The 17,079-nt window shown below is 71.3% G+C and carries 13 protein-coding genes and 1 pseudogene; 9 read left to right on the plus strand and 5 right to left on the minus strand.

What is annotated here, in order from left to right; all coding sequences use genetic code 11:
• Positions 1-191: 191 nt before the first annotated feature.
• The gene (locus ASC56_RS06165) at positions 192-455 is read right to left on the minus strand and encodes a WhiB family transcriptional regulator (protein ID WP_003975777.1); all 264 of its coding nucleotides are present in this window, start codon (positions 453-455) and stop codon (positions 192-194) included.
• A gap of 703 nt (positions 456-1,158) precedes the next feature.
• Between ASC56_RS06165 and ASC56_RS06170 the strand changes: the two genes are divergently transcribed.
• From ASC56_RS06170 to ASC56_RS06185, 4 genes are all read left to right on the plus strand, one after another.
• Complete coding sequence (locus ASC56_RS06170) at positions 1,159-1,665, plus strand: cysteine dioxygenase family protein (protein ID WP_055490210.1); 507 nt, start codon at positions 1,159-1,161, stop codon at positions 1,663-1,665.
• 123 nt (positions 1,666-1,788) lie between these two features.
• The gene (gene cofD / locus ASC56_RS06175) at positions 1,789-2,748 is read left to right on the plus strand and encodes a 2-phospho-L-lactate transferase (RefSeq protein WP_055490211.1); all 960 of its coding nucleotides are present in this window, start codon (positions 1,789-1,791) and stop codon (positions 2,746-2,748) included.
• A 464-nt stretch (positions 2,749-3,212) separates the two neighbouring features.
• Entirely contained in the window at positions 3,213-4,544 is a 1,332-nt protein-coding gene (locus ASC56_RS06180; RefSeq protein ID WP_055490617.1) for a coenzyme F420-0:L-glutamate ligase, read from the plus strand.
• Positions 4,545-4,668: 124 nt separating this feature from the next.
• Complete coding sequence (locus tag ASC56_RS06185) at positions 4,669-5,670, plus strand: DNA-3-methyladenine glycosylase (protein ID WP_055490212.1); 1,002 nt, start codon at positions 4,669-4,671, stop codon at positions 5,668-5,670.
• Between the two features lie 133 nt (positions 5,671-5,803).
• Here ASC56_RS06185 and ASC56_RS06190 read toward each other — a convergent pair whose 3' ends face one another.
• A complete protein-coding gene (locus tag ASC56_RS06190) occupies positions 5,804-6,886 on the minus strand; it encodes an NDP-sugar synthase (protein WP_055490213.1) in 1,083 nt (360 codons plus the stop codon).
• A 413-nt stretch (positions 6,887-7,299) separates the two neighbouring features.
• A pseudogene (locus ASC56_RS43055) lies at positions 7,300-7,460 on the minus strand (N-acetylmuramoyl-L-alanine amidase); the annotation flags it as partial.
• A 37-nt stretch (positions 7,461-7,497) separates the two neighbouring features.
• Here ASC56_RS43055 and ASC56_RS06195 point away from each other — a divergent pair.
• From ASC56_RS06195 to ASC56_RS06210, 4 genes are all read left to right on the plus strand, one after another.
• Positions 7,498-8,253, plus strand: a complete 756-nt coding sequence (locus tag ASC56_RS06195) for a TIGR03089 family protein (RefSeq protein ID WP_055490214.1) — start codon at positions 7,498-7,500, stop codon at positions 8,251-8,253.
• Positions 8,254-8,460: 207 nt separating this feature from the next.
• A complete protein-coding gene (locus ASC56_RS06200; RefSeq protein WP_055490215.1) occupies positions 8,461-9,720 on the plus strand; it encodes an LCP family protein in 1,260 nt (419 codons plus the stop codon).
• A 239-nt stretch (positions 9,721-9,959) separates the two neighbouring features.
• A complete protein-coding gene (locus ASC56_RS06205; RefSeq protein ID WP_055490216.1) occupies positions 9,960-11,705 on the plus strand; it encodes an LCP family protein in 1,746 nt (581 codons plus the stop codon).
• Positions 11,706-11,921: 216 nt separating this feature from the next.
• Complete coding sequence (locus tag ASC56_RS06210; protein WP_055490217.1) at positions 11,922-13,604, plus strand: LCP family protein; 1,683 nt, start codon at positions 11,922-11,924, stop codon at positions 13,602-13,604.
• A 66-nt stretch (positions 13,605-13,670) separates the two neighbouring features.
• On the opposite strand, the gene ASC56_RS06215 is transcribed toward ASC56_RS06210, so the two are convergent.
• Positions 13,671-14,699 carry a glycosyltransferase family 2 protein gene (locus ASC56_RS06215; protein WP_055490218.1) on the minus strand — a complete coding sequence of 343 codons (1,029 nt, stop codon included), beginning with the start codon at positions 14,697-14,699 and terminating at the stop codon, positions 13,671-13,673.
• Positions 14,700-14,797: 98 nt separating this feature from the next.
• On the opposite strand from ASC56_RS06215, the gene ASC56_RS06220 reads away from it, so the two are divergent.
• Positions 14,798-16,306 (plus strand): LCP family protein, encoded by a 1,509-nt coding sequence (locus ASC56_RS06220; protein ID WP_079102322.1) that lies wholly within the window; start codon positions 14,798-14,800, stop codon positions 16,304-16,306.
• A gap of 107 nt (positions 16,307-16,413) precedes the next feature.
• On the opposite strand, the gene ASC56_RS06225 is transcribed toward ASC56_RS06220, so the two are convergent.
• Entirely contained in the window at positions 16,414-16,986 is a 573-nt protein-coding gene (locus ASC56_RS06225; protein WP_055490619.1) for an acyl-CoA thioesterase, read from the minus strand.
• Positions 16,987-17,079 lie beyond the last annotated feature (93 nt).

A 17,079-nucleotide genomic window follows, 5' to 3' on the forward strand; every position in this document is an offset into this window, starting at 1 on the left:
CACTAACGGGTGGACAAGATCACGGCCCGCCGCCTGTGGACAACCCACCCGCGCCGGGCCGTTCGTTACGTAGGGATGTGCGCCTTTTCGTCGTTCGCCGGACAGGCCGGCCGCCACGCACGCGTGCGACTGCTTTGCAACGTCCTGGAAGACTCTTTCGCCCTGGGGGACACTCTTCGAACAGCGGGCTCTCAGACGGCGGCCTTCTTGAGGCGGCGGCGCTCACGCTCGGACAGACCGCCCCAGATGCCGAACCGCTCGTCGTTGGCGAGCGCGTATTCGAGGCACTCCGAGCGGACCTCACAGGCGAGGCAGACCTTCTTGGCCTCGCGGGTGGAGCCGCCCTTCTCGGGAAAGAAGGACTCGGGGTCGGTCTGGGCGCACAGCGCGCGCTCCTGCCAGCCGAGTTCCTCGTCCGCGTCGTCGACCAGCAGTTGCTGCACCAGCTCGGTCATGTGCGCCCCTCGTCAGTCTTTCGCGTCCCCGTGATGTAGCCGTTACCGATTTCGGCTGAACGACACGAGTGAAATTACAAGTGTGCCGATCCGGGCCAGTCAAGCCGAGATCTGCTATTGAGCCCCTTATTCACTCTGCGGAACCAAGGCTATGCGGAAAGTGTTCAAATCGGCATAAACCCTGACACTCAGATGGGGTCCCAACAGGCGCCCGACCCTTCACAGGGGAGGACGCCCAGACGTTCGGTCTCGTTCCGACGCGACCGGCGAAGCGAACCGGATCACAGTCGGATCACGAGATCGCAACGGCGTTCGCGGGCCCGGTGGTGCGCTCCATGTGTCCCCGACTCCCGGTGAACAAACCTTTCATCTGTCAGATCAACCGGATGAGGTGAAACACCGCTCACATCCCGGATCTCAAGTTGACAGCGAAGGTATGAACCGATGTGCTAGTGGGCATGCTCGCGAACTTGGCACTCACCCCGACCCGCCCCGCCGGGTCCCACGGTGCTGCCCGCGCTCGCTGTAGCTGTTGCTGTTCCGGCTGTTGAGCCTGCCCCAGCGCTCCGGCCGCTTCTGAGTCCACGCGACTCGGCTGTTGCTCCTGTGCCCGTACCCGGGCGACCGCCACGCCCGTGACCCGGGCGGACGACACGCGACACCCAGCCACCCCCCACTCTCCCGCCGAGGAACCACCGCACCCATGAACAGCGACAGCGACCTCCAGATCGCCGGCGACATCCTCGAAGTACCGCACCTGCTCCAGCCGCCGCGCGAGCACCCGGCCACCGTGGCCGAGTTCGCCGGGCTCGCCCGTTCCATCGCCGCCGACCGCGCCCGGTGGGCGCGTCTCGTGCGGTACGACGCGACCTCCCGCTGGTACCACCGGCTGCTCACCGGCCCCGGCTACGAGGTGTGGCTGCTGTCCTGGGTGCCCGGGCAGGGCAGCGGGCTGCACGACCACGGGCGCTCGTCCGGCGTACTGACCGTCTTGCAGGGCGCACTGACCGAGCGCACGGAGCGCGCCACCCGCGCGCTGGGAGCGGGAACGCAACGGGTGTTCGCGCCGGGATATGTGCACGAAGTGGTGAACGACGCCCTGGAGCCGGCAGTGAGCCTGCACGTCTACTTCCCGGGGCTGACCGCGATGCCCATGCACGCCAGGGCGTGCGCAGCGGAGCACGGAACGGTGGACACCGTCACCGCCTGACGTCCCGGGCACATGGGTGACCCGCATCGGCGAGGTCCCGGCCCGCACGCGCCGCCCACGCGGGGCGGCGGGCCGCCCCGACCCGCACTCGCGTTGTCGTACCCGCCTGCAAGACTGGCCCTCATGCGCATTGTGGTTCTGGCAGGCGGCATCGGCGGTGCCCGGTTTCTGAGTGGACTGAAGCGGGCCGTGCCCGACGCTGACATCACGGTCATCGGCAACACCGGGGACGACATCCACCTCTTCGGGCTGAAGGTCTGTCCGGACCTCGACACGGTGATGTACACGCTCGGCGGCGGCATCAACGAGGAACAGGGCTGGGGCCGGGCCGACGAGACCTTCCATCTCAAGGAGGAGCTCACGGCGTACGGCGTCGGGCCGGACTGGTTCGGGCTCGGCGACCGCGACTTCGCCACGCACATCGTGCGGACGCAGATGCTGGGCGCGGGCTATCCGCTCAGTGCGGTCACCGAGGCGCTGTGCGACCGCTGGAAGCCGGGGGTCAGGCTCATCCCCATGTCGGACGACCGGATCGAGACGCATGTCGCCGTGGAGCTGGAGGGCGAGCGCAAGGCGATCCACTTCCAGGAGTACTGGGTGCGGCTGCGGGCATCGGTCCCGGCGGAGGCGGTCGTGCCCGTCGGAGCCGAGCAGGCGAAGCCGGCGCCGGGCGTCCTGGAGGCCATCGCCGAGGCGGACGTCGTGCTCTTCCCGCCGTCCAACCCGGTGGTGTCCGTGGGCACGATCCTCGCCGTGCCGGGCATCCGCGAGGCCATCGCGGACGCCGGGGTGCCGGTGGTGGGCCTCTCCCCCATCGTGGGTGACGCGCCCGTACGCGGGATGGCCGACAAGGTGCTCGCGGCGGTGGGTGTGGAGTCCACGGCCGCGGCGGTCGCCGAGCACTACGGCTCGGGGCTGCTGGACGGCTGGCTCGTCGACACCGCAGACACGGCGGCCGTGGAGCGCGTCGAGGCCGCGGGCATCCGCTGCCGCGCGGTGCCGCTGATGATGACGGATCCGGAGGCGACGGCTCAGATGGCCCGCGAGGCGCTGGCGCTGGCGGAGGAGGTGCGGGCGTCGTGAGCGGACTTCGCCCGGAGGAAGGCCCGGCGGCCGACGCCGGGCGCGGCACGTCCCACGAGCGGGCGCCGGAGCCGGATGGGGCGGCAGGAAGGCCCGGTGACCGGCTCCCGGCCGACCACCGCCTCCCGACCGGCGACCGGCTCCCGACCGACCACCGCATCCCGACCGGTGACCGGCTCCCGACCGACCACCGCATCCCGACCGGTGACCGGCTCCCGACCGACCACCGCCTTCCGGCCGGTGACCGACTCCCGGCCGACCACGGACACCCGGCCGGTGACCGACCCCCGACCGACCACCGCATCCCGACCGACCACCGACCCCCGACCGGTGACCGACTCTCGACCGACCACCGCGTCCCGACTGGTGACCGCCACCCAACCGACCACCAACCCCCGAACGGTGACCGACTCCCGACCGACCAGCGGCTGTCCACCGACCGCCGGCTCCCTGCCGACCGTGCGATGGCCGGGTACGAGCGCGCGGATGCTCCCCTTACGCCTGCCGGCTACCGGGTCTGGGCCCTGCCCGGCCTTCCCGAGGTGCGCGAGGGCGACGATCTCGCCAAGCTGATCGCCGCCTGCGAGCCCGGGCTCATCGACGGGGACGTGCTGCTCGTCACCTCGAAGATCGTGTCCAAGGCCGAGGGGCGGCTGGTCCCGGCGGACGACCGGGAGACCGCCATCGACGCCGAGACCGTGCGGGTCGTCGCCCGGCGCGGACCGCTCAGGATCGTCGAGAACCGGCACGGGCTCGTCATGGCCGCCGCCGGGGTCGACGCCTCCAACACCCCCGCGGGGACCGTGCTGTTGCTGCCCGAGGACCCCGACGCCTCCGCGCGGGCCGTCCGGCACGGGCTGCGGGACGCGCTCGGCGTCGACGTCGGTGTGATCATCACGGACACGTTCGGGCGGCCGTGGCGCACCGGTCTCACCGACGTCGCGATCGGAGCCGCGGGCGTGCGCGTCCTCGACGACCTGCGCGGCGGCACGGACGCGCACGGCAACCCGCTCAGCGCGACGGTCGTCGCCACCGCCGACGAACTGGCCGCGGCGGGCGACCTGGTCAAGGGCAAGGCCGCCGGGCTGCCCGTCGCCGTCGTACGCGGGCTGCCGCACGTGGTGGCCGGGGACGACGGCGAGGGGGCGCGGGCCATGGTCCGCGGCGCCCGCGACGACATGTTCCGGCTCGGCACCTCCGAGGCGGTACGGGAGGCGGTGACCCAGCGCCGTACGGTACGGGTGTTCACCGACGAACCGGTCGACCCCGGCGCCGTACGCCGCGCGGTGGCCGCCGCGGTGACCGCGCCCGCGCCGCACCACACGACGCCGTGGCGGTTCGTGCTCCTGGAGTCCGAGGAGTCGAGGACCCGGCTGCTGGACGCGATGCGCGACGCCTGGGTCGCCGATCTGCGGCGGGACGGCAAGACCGAGGAGTCGATCGCGAAACGGGTCCGGCGCGGGGACGTGCTGCGCAACGCGCCCTGCCTCGTCGTGCCCTGCATGGTCATGGACGGGTCCCATACATACGGTGACGCGAGGCGGGACGCGGCGGAGCGGGAGATGTTCGTGGTCGCCACCGGGGCCGGCGTGCAGAACCTCCTCGTCGCGCTGGCCGGGGAGCGGCTGGGCTCGGCGTGGGTGTCATCGACGATGTTCTGCCGGGACGTCGTGCGCGAGGTGCTGGGGCTGCCGGGGAACTGGGAGCCGATGGGGGCGGTGGCCGTGGGGCATCCGGCCGAGGAGCCCGGGCCCCGGCCCGGGCGGGACGCGGAGGCCTTCATCGAAGTGCGGTGAGCGCCCTGGACGCCGGGGCGCCGTGCCCCGGCCCCGGTGCCCTCCGTGTGCGGACCGTCGCCCCCGCGCGGCGCCCCGCCCTCTACTCTCGTAGGACATCCCCGACATCATCAGGACCTCATCCGTGGCCGGACGCTTCCCTCCCCGCCCCACCACCACGACCTTGCGCGGTGGGGATGTCGTCGTGCCCGCAGGTGTCCCCCGGCAGGCCGCGGCACCCGGACGGCGGCGGACCTGGACCCCGCCGGGACCGCTGAACCTCGGGCTGGTGCTGGGGCCGCTGCGGCGCGGGCCCGCGGATCCCACGTTCCGGACGACACCGGACGGGTCGGTGTGGCGGGCCAGCCGTACGCCGACGGGGCCGGGCACCCTGCGGGTCGCGCTGCGGGGCGGGGTCGCCGAGGCCGAGGCCTGGGGTCCGGGGGCCGAGTGGCTGCTGGAACAACTGCCCGAGCTGCTGGGCGTGTTGGACGATCCCGACGCGTTCGAGCCGCGGCACCGCCTGGTCGCGCTGGCGCAGCGCCGAAGGCCGGGGCTCCGGTTGACGCGGACGGGGCTGGTCCTAGAGTCGCTGATCCCGTCGATCCTGGAGCAGAAGGTCACCACGGACGAGGCGTACCGGGCGTGGCGGCTGCTCGTGCGGAGATTCGGGGAGCCGGCGCCGGGACCCGCGCCGGGGCGGATGCAGGTGATGCCGGCGCCGCGGACGTGGGCGCTGATTCCCTCGTGGGAGTGGCACAAGTCCGGGGTCGACGACAAGCGCGCGTCGACGATCCTGCGCGCCGTGCGGGTCGCCGCGCGGCTGGAGCAGGCGACGGGGATGGAACCGGAGGCGGCGCAGGCGCGGCTGGAGGTGGTGCCCGGGATCGGACCCTGGACCTCCGCCGAGGTCGTGCAGCGCAGTCATGGGGCGGCCGACGCGGTGACCGTGGGGGATCTGCATCTGCCGGGGATCGTGGGGTATGCGCTGGCCGGGGACCGGAACGCGGACGACTCCGTGATGCTGTCGCTGCTGGAGCCCTACGCGGGGCAGCGGCACCGGGCGGCGCGGTTGATCCTGTTGAGCGGGTCCGCGCCGCCGCGGCGCGCTCCGCGCATGCGGCTGGGGAACATCGAGCGGTTGTAGGAGACGCCGCCGGTGCCCCGTCAGGGGACGCCAGGTGCCCTTTCACGGGCGCCGGGTGCCCCTTCACGCGACGCCGGGTGCCCCTTGGGTGCGTGGGCACCCGGCGTGAGAGTGGGTCTCGCCGACCCGGTTCCTACTGGTCCGACGAGAAGCGGACCGCGCCCGCCGGGATCCTGGCGTCGCACCAGACCCGGACTCCGTCGCGGAGTTCGTTGTCCGCGCCGACCACCGCACCGTCGCCGACGACCGCGCCCGTCAGGATCGAGCGTTCACCGATGCGGGAGCGTGCGCCGATCAGGGAGTCGGTGATGACCGCGCCGGGCTCCACGACCGCGCCGGAGAGCAGCGTGCTGCCGGAGATCCGGGCGCCCTCGCCGACGAACGCGCCCTCTCCCACCACCGTGCCGCCCGTCAGCTTCGCGTCCGTGGCGACCGATGCCGTCGGCAGGACGAGGCGGTCGCCGCAGCGGCCGGGCACCGCGGGGGACGGCGCGCGTCCCAGGACCAGGTCCGCCGAGCCGCGCACGAAGGCCGCCGGGGTGCCCAGGTCCAGCCAGTACGTCGAGTCCACCATGCCCTGCAGATGGGCTCCGGCCGCCAGGAGGTCCGGGAAGGTCTCCCGCTCCACCGAGACCGGGCGGCCCACCGGGATGGTGTCGATCACCGAGCGGCGGAAGACGTACGCCCCGGCGTTGATCTGGTCGGTGACGATCTCCTCGGGCGTCTGCGGCTTCTCCAGGAACGCCGTCACCCGGCCGGTCTCGTCCGTGGGGACCAGGCCGTACGCCCTCGGGTCCGTCACCTTGGTGAGGTGGAGGGAGACGTCGGCACCCGTCGACTCGTGGGTGCGCACGAGGGCACGGATGTCCAGCCCTGTGAGGATGTCCCCGTTGAAGATGAGGACGGGCTCGTCGGGGCCCGAGTGGAGGCGGCTCGCCACGTTGCGGATGGCGCCGCCCGTACCGAGCGGCTCCTCCTCCGTCACGTACTCCAGACGGAGGCCGAGGGCCGAGCCGTCGCCGAAGTACGGCTCGAAGACCTCCGCCAGATAGGAGGTGGCGAGCACGATGTGCTCCACCCCCGCCGCCTTCGCCCGCGCGAGCTGGTGTGTGAGGAAGGGCACCCCGGCCGCGGGGACCATGGGCTTCGGGGTGTGCACCGTGAGCGGGCGCAGTCGGGTGCCTCTGCCGCCGACCAGGAGGATCGCTTCTGTCACCTGTCGTCTCTGCTTCCTGCCGGGACCGGCCGAACTGTCAATCGGCGGGCCAGTGTACGCAGACCGTGTTATGAGGACCGCTAAAGGCGTTATGAGGATCGTGAGAGGCGCCTTCGATGACAGTGGGATGTCCTTCGACGGCTGGGTGGGGATCCCCCCGCACACCTTCGTGCGGTGACTCGTACGGCGTCATGCGGGTCGTCGTGCGGTGTGATGCCGATCACCGTACGACGACATGGGGGTGGTTCGCGTGACTTCGTCCGGTGAACCCCCTCCTCAGCGACCCTGCAACCGGGCCGCGGCGGAGCGGACCGACCCGAGTCTGCCATGCCGTACAGCCGCCTCCCCCGGGCAGTCCACCCGCGGACTCCAGGTATGTTCTGCCGCGCGGATCCACGCCGTAGTGGCCGGGTCGCGCCCATCACGGGCTTCTCCACGCCCCCGGCGCGGCCTAGATGTTTCCGCACTTGTCGACGACGAAGTTGTAGGTGATGTCACGCCGGCCGCTGCTCACGACGTGGTAGCGGTAGATACCACGGATGACGGAAGGGGCCTGCGCGCAGCGGTACTTGTTGGTCCGCCGCAGCAGCCTCCCGCGTACGCTTGCGCGCGTGAACGCCACCGACCGCACCCCTGCCGACCTGCTGCGTTCCGCGCTCGCCGCGGACCCCACGCGCCCCCTGGTGACCTTCTACGACGACGCCACCGGCGAACGCGTCGAACTCTCCGTGGCCACCTTCGCCAATTGGGTGGCCAAGACCGCCAACCTCCTCCAGGGCGACCTCGCCGCCGAGCCCGGCGACCGGGTCGCCCTGCTGCTGCCCGCGCACTGGCAGACGGCGGTGTGGCTGCTCGCATGTTCGTCCGTGGGCGTCGTCGCGGACCTCGGCGGCGACGCGGGCACCGCCGACCTGGTCGTCAGCGGGCCCGACACCCTGGACGCGGCGCGCGCCTGCTCCGGGGAGCGCGTCGCCCTCGCCCTGCGCCCCCTCGGCGGCCGCTTCCCGCAGACCCCGGACGGATTCGTCGACTACGCGGTCGAGGTGCCGACCCAGGGCGACCGCTTCCAGCCGTACGCGCCCGTCGACCCGGAGGAAGCGGCGCTGATCGTCGCCGGGGCGGAGCACACGGGGGCGGAGGTGGTGGAGCGGGCCCGCGCGGCCGCGCCCGCCCTCGGCCTGACGGGGCCCGGTTCGCGATTGCTGTCCGGGTTGCCGTACGACACATGGGAGGGGGTGAGCGCCGGTCTGTACGCGCCCTTGGCCACGGGGGGCTCGGTGGTGCTCTGCCGTCATCTGGAGCAGCTCGGTGAGGACGCGCTCGCCAAGCGGATCGAGAGTGAGCGGGTGACGGCCACGGCTCGCTGAGAAGCCGCCGGGGGCGGGCGGCCCCTCGGCTGCGGCTGTTCGTGGCTTGTCGCGCGTTCCCCGCGGCCCCGAGAGCGCGCCCCTGCCGGGCGCGCCGCCCCTCCCGTCCCCCGTTCGGACCAGTACCAGCCGCCTCCGGCCCCCGGCGCGGGCCATGGTCGTAAGAGCCCGACACGCTCGTACGCCGCAAGGGGGTGGACCCAGGCAGTGACCACCGCAGGCGACCCGCGTCCCCACGGCCCCGACCTCGGTGCCACCCCCACCGGTCCCGGGCTCAGACGTCATCGGCACCGGCGCTGGGCGCGCCGCTGTGCGCTCGGACTCGCCGTGCTCGTGCTCGGGGCCGCCGGGGCCGGGTGGGCCGCGTACGAGAAGCTGAACGGGAACATCACGGCGGACAACGACGCCGCCTCCGAACTCGCGCGGTACGAGAAGGAGCGACCCACGGCGCTCGTGCGCGACGCACAGAACATCCTGATCATCGGGTCGGACTCACGGTCGGGTCAGGGCAACGGCCAGTACGGGCGGGATTCCGGCACCGAGCGGTCCGACACCACGATCCTGCTGCACCTCGGGGCCAACCGGCACAGCGCCACCGCCGTCTCCCTCCCCCGCGACCTCATGGTGAACGTGCCGGCCTGTCACCGGCCGGACGGCAGCCGCACCCGGCCGGGACTCACGATGTTCAACTACGCCTTCGCGGCGGGGGGTTCCGCCTGCACGATCCGGACCGTGGAGAAGCTGACGAACGTCCGCATCGACCACCACATGGTCGTCGACTTCCGCGGGTTCAAGAAGATGGTCGACGCGCTGGACGGCGTCCAGGTGTGCCTGAAGCAGCCGATCGACGACCAGGCCGCCAAGCTGAAGCTGCCCGCGGGCAGGGTGACGCTCGACGGCGAACAGGCGCTCGGCTACGTACGCGCCCGCGAGAGCCTCGGCGACGGCAGCGACACCGAGCGAATGGAGCGCCAGCAGCGCTTTCTCGGCGCGCTGGTCAGCAAGGTGCGCAGCAATGACGTCCTGCTGAATCCGGTCAAGTTGTATCCCGTGCTGGACGCGGCCACCTCGTCCCTCACCACGGACCCCGCTCTGGCGAGCCTGCGCGGACTCTACGAACTCGTGCGGGGCCTGCGCAACCTTCCCACCGAACATGTGCAGTTCCTGACGGTCCCGCGCACGCCGTACCCGAACAACACCAATCGCGACCAACTCGTGCAACCCGCAGCGGAGAAACTCTTCACGCGGCTGCGCATGGACCAGCCTGTCGAGGTCACCAAGGAAGTTCCGGCCGAATCGGCGACAAAACCGAGCGCCCCGGCGCCCGACGGCGGTGACGGCGTGGAGTCGCACGGCGACGGAAAGTCCGATGGAATGCGGCCCGTTGAGCCCGGGGCACCCGAGCGGAGTCCCGAACCGCCGCCCACTTTCCGCGGGAACACGGCCGCACAGGACGTCTGCGGGTAAAGCCCGCGCCAAGTCGGGGAACACCTGACCTAAGAACTCTCTGAGATATAGGGCGGATTGCCCAGTTGTAGGGGAGTGGAATTTGTCACCGCCGTCGCTTGACGCTGAACTGGGCGGATAGTGTGAGCGATCTGGTGCCACGCCCATGAGGTCCGCCCTGGGGCACGCACTGGTTGCATAGACCCGAGCGCCTCAAGGGGGAAGGCGCCGCGTGGCCCCGACGGAGGATTCGGACAACCGTGGACGCGCAAGGCCGTGGGCGGGCGGACAACATCGACCCCGCAGACCAGTGGGTACTCAACCCGGACACTGGCGAATACGAACTGCGACTGGCCCCTTCCACACCGCAGCCGGCCGTGCCGAGACCGCGGCGGGGGGCTCCCGCCGGCAGCGCGCAGGAGGGCACGCGCAAGGCGCCAGGTCCGCGGGGTCCGGCTCCGGAGGAAGCGGCACCGGTCCCGGACACCCTCCCGGGGCAGCGCCGCCGGGGCGCGCCCGAGGAACCGCCGGGCAGGCGCCGGGGACGTACGAAGCCCAAGAAGGGCAAGACGAAGAAGATACTGTTGTGGACCGGCGGCGGCATGGCGTTCGTGCTGGTCGCGGTCTCCGCGGCCGCCTACCTCTACATCCAGCACCTCAACGACAACATCACGTCGGTCTCGGACGACGGCGCGAGTACGGGTGGCTTCCAGAAGGACAAGCCGATCAACATACTGCTGATCGGCACCGACAGGCGCATCGGCAAGGGCAACACGGGCTATGGCGACGCCGGCAGCGTCGGCCACGCGGACACCGACATCCTTCTGCACGTGTCACGGGACCGCTCGAACGCGACGGCGCTCAGCATCCCGCGCGACCTGATCGTCGACGTCCCGGACTGCCCGACGAAGCAGGCCGACGGCACCACCAAGGTCATCCCCGGCACGCCGAAGACCCGATTCAACACGAGCCTCGGCCAGGACGGCCGTACGCCGAGCTGCACCATGCGCACGGTCACCGAGCTGACCGGCATCACGCCGGACGACTTCATGGTCGCCGACTTCAACGCGGTCAAGACGCTGACGTCGGCTGTCGGCGGCGTCGAGGTCTGTCTGGGCAAGGACATCAACGACCGGGACTCGCACCTGAAGCTGTCGAAGGGCACGCACACCATCGAGGGCGAGCAGGCGCTGGCCTTCGTGCGCACCCGGCACTCCGTGGGCTTCGGCGGCGACCTCAGCCGTATTCAGCTCCAGCAGCAGTTCCTCAGCGCGCTGATGCGCAAGCTGAAGTCGAACTCCACCCTCACCGACCCGACCAAGATGCTGGACGTGGCGGAGGCGGCCACCAAGGCGCTGACCGTCGACTCGAAGATCGACAGCATCGGCAAGCTCAAGGATCTCGGGCTGGAGCTGGGCAAGCTCAACCCCAAGAACCTGACGTTCACGACGGTGCCGGTGCTGGACAACCCGGCGGACGGTGGGGTCAAGAAGACGGTGGTCCTCAACCCGTCGACGGCCCCGCAGGTCTTCGAAGCGATCAAGGGCGACGTCTCCTTCACCGCGGTCAAGCAGAAGAAGCAGCAGGAGAAGGCCGCCGTGGCGGACCGCCTCAAGGGCTCCCGCTCTGCCGCCTCGGACATCCGCGTCGACATCTACAACGGCGGCGCACCGGGAGGCAGCGCGCAGGAGACTCTCAGCTGGCTGCAGATCAAGCAGGGCGTCCTCAAGGCCAGCCAGCTGGGCAACGCCGGCGTCCGACTCGGCAACACGACCCTGGAGTACTCTGCGGACCAGGCCGACCAGGCACGCAAGCTGGCGGACATCATGGGGTTGCCGGCGTCGGCGATGAAGCCGGGCAAGAGCGAGAAGAACGCCCAGGGCCTGCCCGCGATGGTGCTGACCCTCGGCAAGGACTTCAAGGGAGCCGGAGTTCCCCTGACGACACCTGCCAAGGCGCCGGACGTCCCGAAGAACACGGCGGACAAGGTTCAGTGCGCCAAGTGACCTGAGCCGCCCGTCACGCGTCCTACAGGACGCACCGCGCCCGGTGGGTGTACATCCCACCGGGCGCGTCGAGCGTCCAACTGGACGCGGAACACATTCGGTTGGGCGCGCGGGCCGCGCTCCGCCGCAGGGCGATGGTTCCGGAGGCGCGACAAGGCGTCCTCCCGGACCTCGGCACGGACCCGTTCGACGGGTGCAGGGTGGGGAGGCAGGTACTTGGGGCAGAGCAGTGTGCGTGGAGAGGGGGCGGGACCACGTGTCCGGCGGGCCGGTGAACTGGGCTGGGACGACAGTCTTTACGAACAGAACGGCGATGACGTTCGGGACGCCGACGCGGGTCCGCCGTCCGAGCCGGGCGGAGACGGCCGCGACGGTGGCGGAGCCGGCCACGGCGGCGGGGCCGAGGAGCGCCCGCGCCGCAGACGCCGCGCCCTGCGCTGGTCGGCGACGGTCCTGGCGGTCGTCATACTCGGCACCGCCGGTGCGGGATACCTCTACTACCAGCACCTGAACGACAACCTGAAGAAGGACGACCTCAACATCGGGGACGCCAAGGACCGGGCGGCCCAGTCGAAGCCGAACGCGGCGGGCCAGACCCCGCTGAACATCCTTCTCATCGGGTCGGACGCGCGGGACTCCGCGGAGAACCAGAAGCTCGGCGGCGCAAGGGACACCTTCGGGGGGCCGCCGAACGCCGACGTGCAGATGCTGGTGCACGTCTCGGCGGACCGCACCAACATGTCGGTGGTCAGCGTGCCGCGCGACACCCTGCTGCAGATCCCCAAGTGCACCGACCCGAAGACCGGGCGCGTCTACCACGCGTCGACGCAGGCGATGGCGAACGACTCGCTGCGCCGCGGCGGCCCCGGCTGCACGGTCGCCACCTGGGAGAAGCTCACCGACATCCACATCGACCACTTCATGATGGTCGACTTCGCGGGCGTGGTGTCGATGGCGGACGCCATCGGCGGCGTCCCGGTGTGCGTGGACAGGAACATCTACTCGCACACCTCCTCCGGGCACGGCTCGGGGCTGAAGCTGAATGCGGGCACCACCTACGTCAAGGGCGAGCAGGCGCTGCAGTGGCTGCGCACGCGGTACGGGTTCGAGGACGGCAGCGACATCGCCCGGACGAAGGCCCAGCACCAGTACATGAGCTCGATGGTCCGCCAACTGCGCGCCAACGCCACCCTGAGCAACCCGGACAAGCTGCGCAAGCTCGCCGAGACGGCCACGGCGGCGCTCACCGTCGACACGGAGCTCGGCACGGTCGCCAAGCTCTACGACCTGAGCACCGAGCTGAAGAAGGTGCCCACGGACCGCATCACGATGACGACGATGCCGTACGTGTACTCCGGTGAGCGCGTGCTGCCCAAGCAGGGTGACGCGGAGCAGCTGTTCCGTCTGGTGCGCGCGGACATCGCGCTGGACGGCAAGGACACGACGAACAAGAAGCCCACGCCCCAGGCGACGGCGGCGGCCCCGACGGACAGCGACGACAAGATCGCTGTGCAGGTGCAGAACGGCACCCGCACGTCCACGCTGGCGCCGGCGAGCGGCCGGGCGGGCACGGTGGCCCAGTTCCTCGTCGGCAAGGGCTTCACCGAGGCCAGGGCCGACTCCTCGACGGTGCTGAGCGAGGACAGGACGGTGATCCGCTACCCGAGCGCGGATCTGAAGGGGGACGCCGAACGGGTCGCCAAGGCCCTGGGCCTGCCGGCCGGTTCGGTGCGGAAGTCCACGGACGTCTCGGGGGTCACCCTCGTGGTGGGCGCCGACTGGCGGTCGGGCACCGACTACAAGGCGCCGAAGCAGGACAACGCGACCCCGACGACCGCGAACGTACTCAACGGCGCGGACAAGAAGTGCATGCAGGTGGATCCGAGCTTCACCTGGTGACCGTACGCGTCGGGGCCCTCTCCACCCGGAGAGGGCCCCGACCTCCTCGTGGACGCGTCGGAGCTGTCAGTCGGCGGCGACGACCGCCGGCCGCCGTGACGCGATGACCTTCTTCGCCAGCGACCTCGGGCTGGTCAGGAAGCCCCAGCCCCACGCCATGTGCATGGTCGCGAGGGCGACCGGGATCCGCAGACGCGCCTTCGGCGGCAGGCCCTTGCCCGCGGGGACCGAACCCAGGACGATCGCCGCGAGATACCCGCCGGGGATCACCAGACCCCACGGGGTCAGCACGGCGCCCACCACGACGCCCGCCGCGATCGCGCAGACCGCGGCCGGCGGGGCGAGGTAGCGCAGGTTGATGGAGCCCTCGTGGTAGCGGGCGACGACGTGCCGCCAGCGCCCGTAGTCCTTGTACTGCTTGGCCAGAGCGCGCACCGACGGCCTGGGACGGTAGGACACCCTCAGCTCCGGCGAGAACCAGATCAGGCCGCCCGCCTCCCGGATCCGGAAGTTGAGCTCCCAGTCCTGGGCGCGTATGAACTCCTCGTTGTAGCCGCCCTGCTGCTCCAGGGCCTCGCGGCGGAACACGCCGAGGTAGACCGTCTCCGCCGGACCGGCCTCGCCGCCCGTGTGGAAGGCGGCGTTGCCGACCCCGATCTTCGAGGTCATGGCGGCGGCGACGGCGTGCTCCCAGTCGTTCTCGCCCTCGGCGTGCATGATGCCGCCGACGTTCTGCGCGCCGGTCTCCTCCAGGAGGCGTACGGCGGTCGCGATGTAGTTCGGCGAGAGCATGCCGTGGCCGTCGACGCGGACCACGATCGGGTGGCGGGACGCCTTGATCGCGGCGTTGAGCGCGGCGGGCGTGCGGCCCGTCGGGTTCGGCACCGTGTGCACGCGCGGGTCCTCGCGCACCAGCTCGGCCGCGATCTCGTCCGTGCGGTCCGTGGACGGACCGAGGGCGATCACGACCTCCATCTCACCGGCGTAGTCCTGGGCCAGGATCGCTTGGACGGCTCCCCGCAGATGCCGCTCCTCGTCGAGGACGGGCATGATCACGGACACGGCGGGGAGCTGCACGTCGGGCTTGGCGTTCATAGGGGGCTCACGTTACCGCGAACGGGGGACACCGATGCGCGCCGCCCGGGTGCCGCCGAGGGGCACGGATCGTATCGGCCTACGGTGCTCGCGGATCCATGCCCAGCCCCACGGAGGTCTCCCCCGTGCCCACGCCGACCCGCCCGCCCGCACGCCGTCAGCCGGCCCGCCGTTCCCCCGCCCGGCGGCCGCCCGTGCGACGGAAGAAGCCGGGCTGGGCCGGGCGGGCGATCACCGCGGTCTCCGTGGTGGTCCTCGCCTCGGCCGGCATCGGGCACGCGGTGCTCACCAGCCTCGACGAGGGCATCGCCCGGGTCGACCCCTTCAAGGACATGAAGGACCGCCCCGCGGCGGGCCACGGCATGAACGTCCTGCTGGTCGGCACCGACGGCCGCGACAGGATCACCGAGGCGGAGCGGCGGAGGTTCCGCCTGGGCGGCGCCCCCTGCCACTGCACGGACACGATCATGATCGTGCACATCTCCGCGGACTGGAATCGGGCGACCGTGGTCAGCCTGCCGCGTGACTCGTACGCGGAGGTGCCGGCGCACAGCGACCCGACGAGCGGGCGGCAGCACGGCACCCATCCGATCAGGCTGAACGCGGCGTACGCGGAGGGCGGACCGAACCTGACCGTGCGCACGGTCGAGAACATGACCCGCCTCAAGATCGACCACTATCTGGAGGTCGACTTCGTCAGCTTCATGAGGACGGTGGACGTGCTCGGCGGTGTCCGGGTGTGCACCACGCAGCCGCTCAAGGACGCGTACACCGGGCTCGACCTGACCGCGGGCACGCATCAGCTGGGCGGCGGGCAGGCGCTGCAGTACGTACGGTCCCGGCATGTGGACGGGGCCTCCGACCTGGGCCGGATGCAGCGGCAGCAGAAGTTCGTGGCGGCGCTGATCGACCGGGCGACGTCCTCGGGGGTGCTGCTGAACCCGCTGAAGGTCCGGGACATGGCCCGGTCCGTGCTCGGGTCGGTGCGTGCGGACCAGGGCTTCGGGACGGACCAGCTGCTCGACCTGGGCCGCGGCATGCGGAACTTCTCGCCCCGCTCCTCCGAGTTCACGACCGTGCCGATCGGGCAGATGACCTACGAGGTCAAGGGCCTCGGCTCGACGGTGAAATGGGACGAGGCGAAGGCACAGGCGCTCTTCCAGGCCCTGCGCGACGACAAGCCGCTCGCCCCGCCCCGGCCGAAGGAGAAGGGCCCGGCCGCGGCGCGCGTGGACGCGGACCCCCAGCAGATCCGGGTGCAGGTCGAGAACGGGACGGCCACGGAGGGACTCGGCAGACGGGTTGACGACGGTCTCGCGTCCACCGGGTTCCGCACGACGCGGCGGCCGGTGAACGCGGCGGACCGGTCGGTGCGGCGCACGGTCGTGTTCTACGACCCACGCTGGGAGCGCTCGGCGAAGGCACTCGCGGTGGCCCTGCCGGGCAGCGAACTACGCGCCGCGCCGGGCCAGGGGCCGACGCTGAGGGTGATCGCGGGCACCGACTTCCGTGAGGTGCACCGGGTGAAGGCGGCCCAGCCGCAGGCACCGCCGGGGCCGGGGTCACAGCAGGCCGTGGTGACCGGGGACCAGGTGGTGTGCCCGTAGTTCCTTCATGTGATCAGTGGGCGTAGGCGATCAGGGATCTCACATCGGAACGACTCGTCCAGGGTGTGACGCACCCGGCACATCGCTGGCCGTGCAATCCGCGCGCCTCAGTCCTGGTAGCCCTCCGCCGCCCTCTTCTCCCGCAGTTCCCTGATCGCGCGGCGGCGCGCCAGGCGGTGGGTGCGGCGGATCTGGGCCTCCTGGTAGCGGCGCTTGTCGCGCTCCGTCTCCGGGATGATGGGCGGCACCGCCCGCGGCTTGCCGTCGGCGTCGACCGCGGCGAAGACGAGGTACGCGGAGCCGACCTGGGTGGCGGGCGTGGACTCGTTCCAGCGCTCGGCCAGAACCCGGACGCCGACCTCCATCGAGGTGCGCCCGGTCCAGTTGACCTGGGCCTTCACATGGACGAGGTCGCCGACCCTGACCGGCTCCAGGAACACCATCTCGTCCATGGACGCGGTGACGGCCGGGCCGCCGGAGTGCCGGCCCGCCACGGCGCCCGCGGCGTCGTCGACGAGCTTCATGATCACACCGCCGTGCACCGTGCCCAGCAGGTTGGTGTCGTTGTGGGTCATGATGTGGCTGAGGGTGGTCCGGGACGCGGAGGTGGGCTTCCCGGGGAGATCACCCGCAATTTCGCCCAGAATTTCTGATTCCGGAGCAGGGGCCTGGTCTGTCATGCCCTCCACCCTATGCCGGGGGCGCTCTCCGGGGATTTTGTGTCAGCTTCGCAACAGCCCTGCTCCCGTTCCTCGTCATCCCTTGTGGGGGAC

This window comes from Streptomyces sp. TP-A0356, from assembly GCF_001417775.1.
GTDB lineage: Bacteria > Actinomycetota > Actinomycetes > Streptomycetales > Streptomycetaceae > Streptomyces.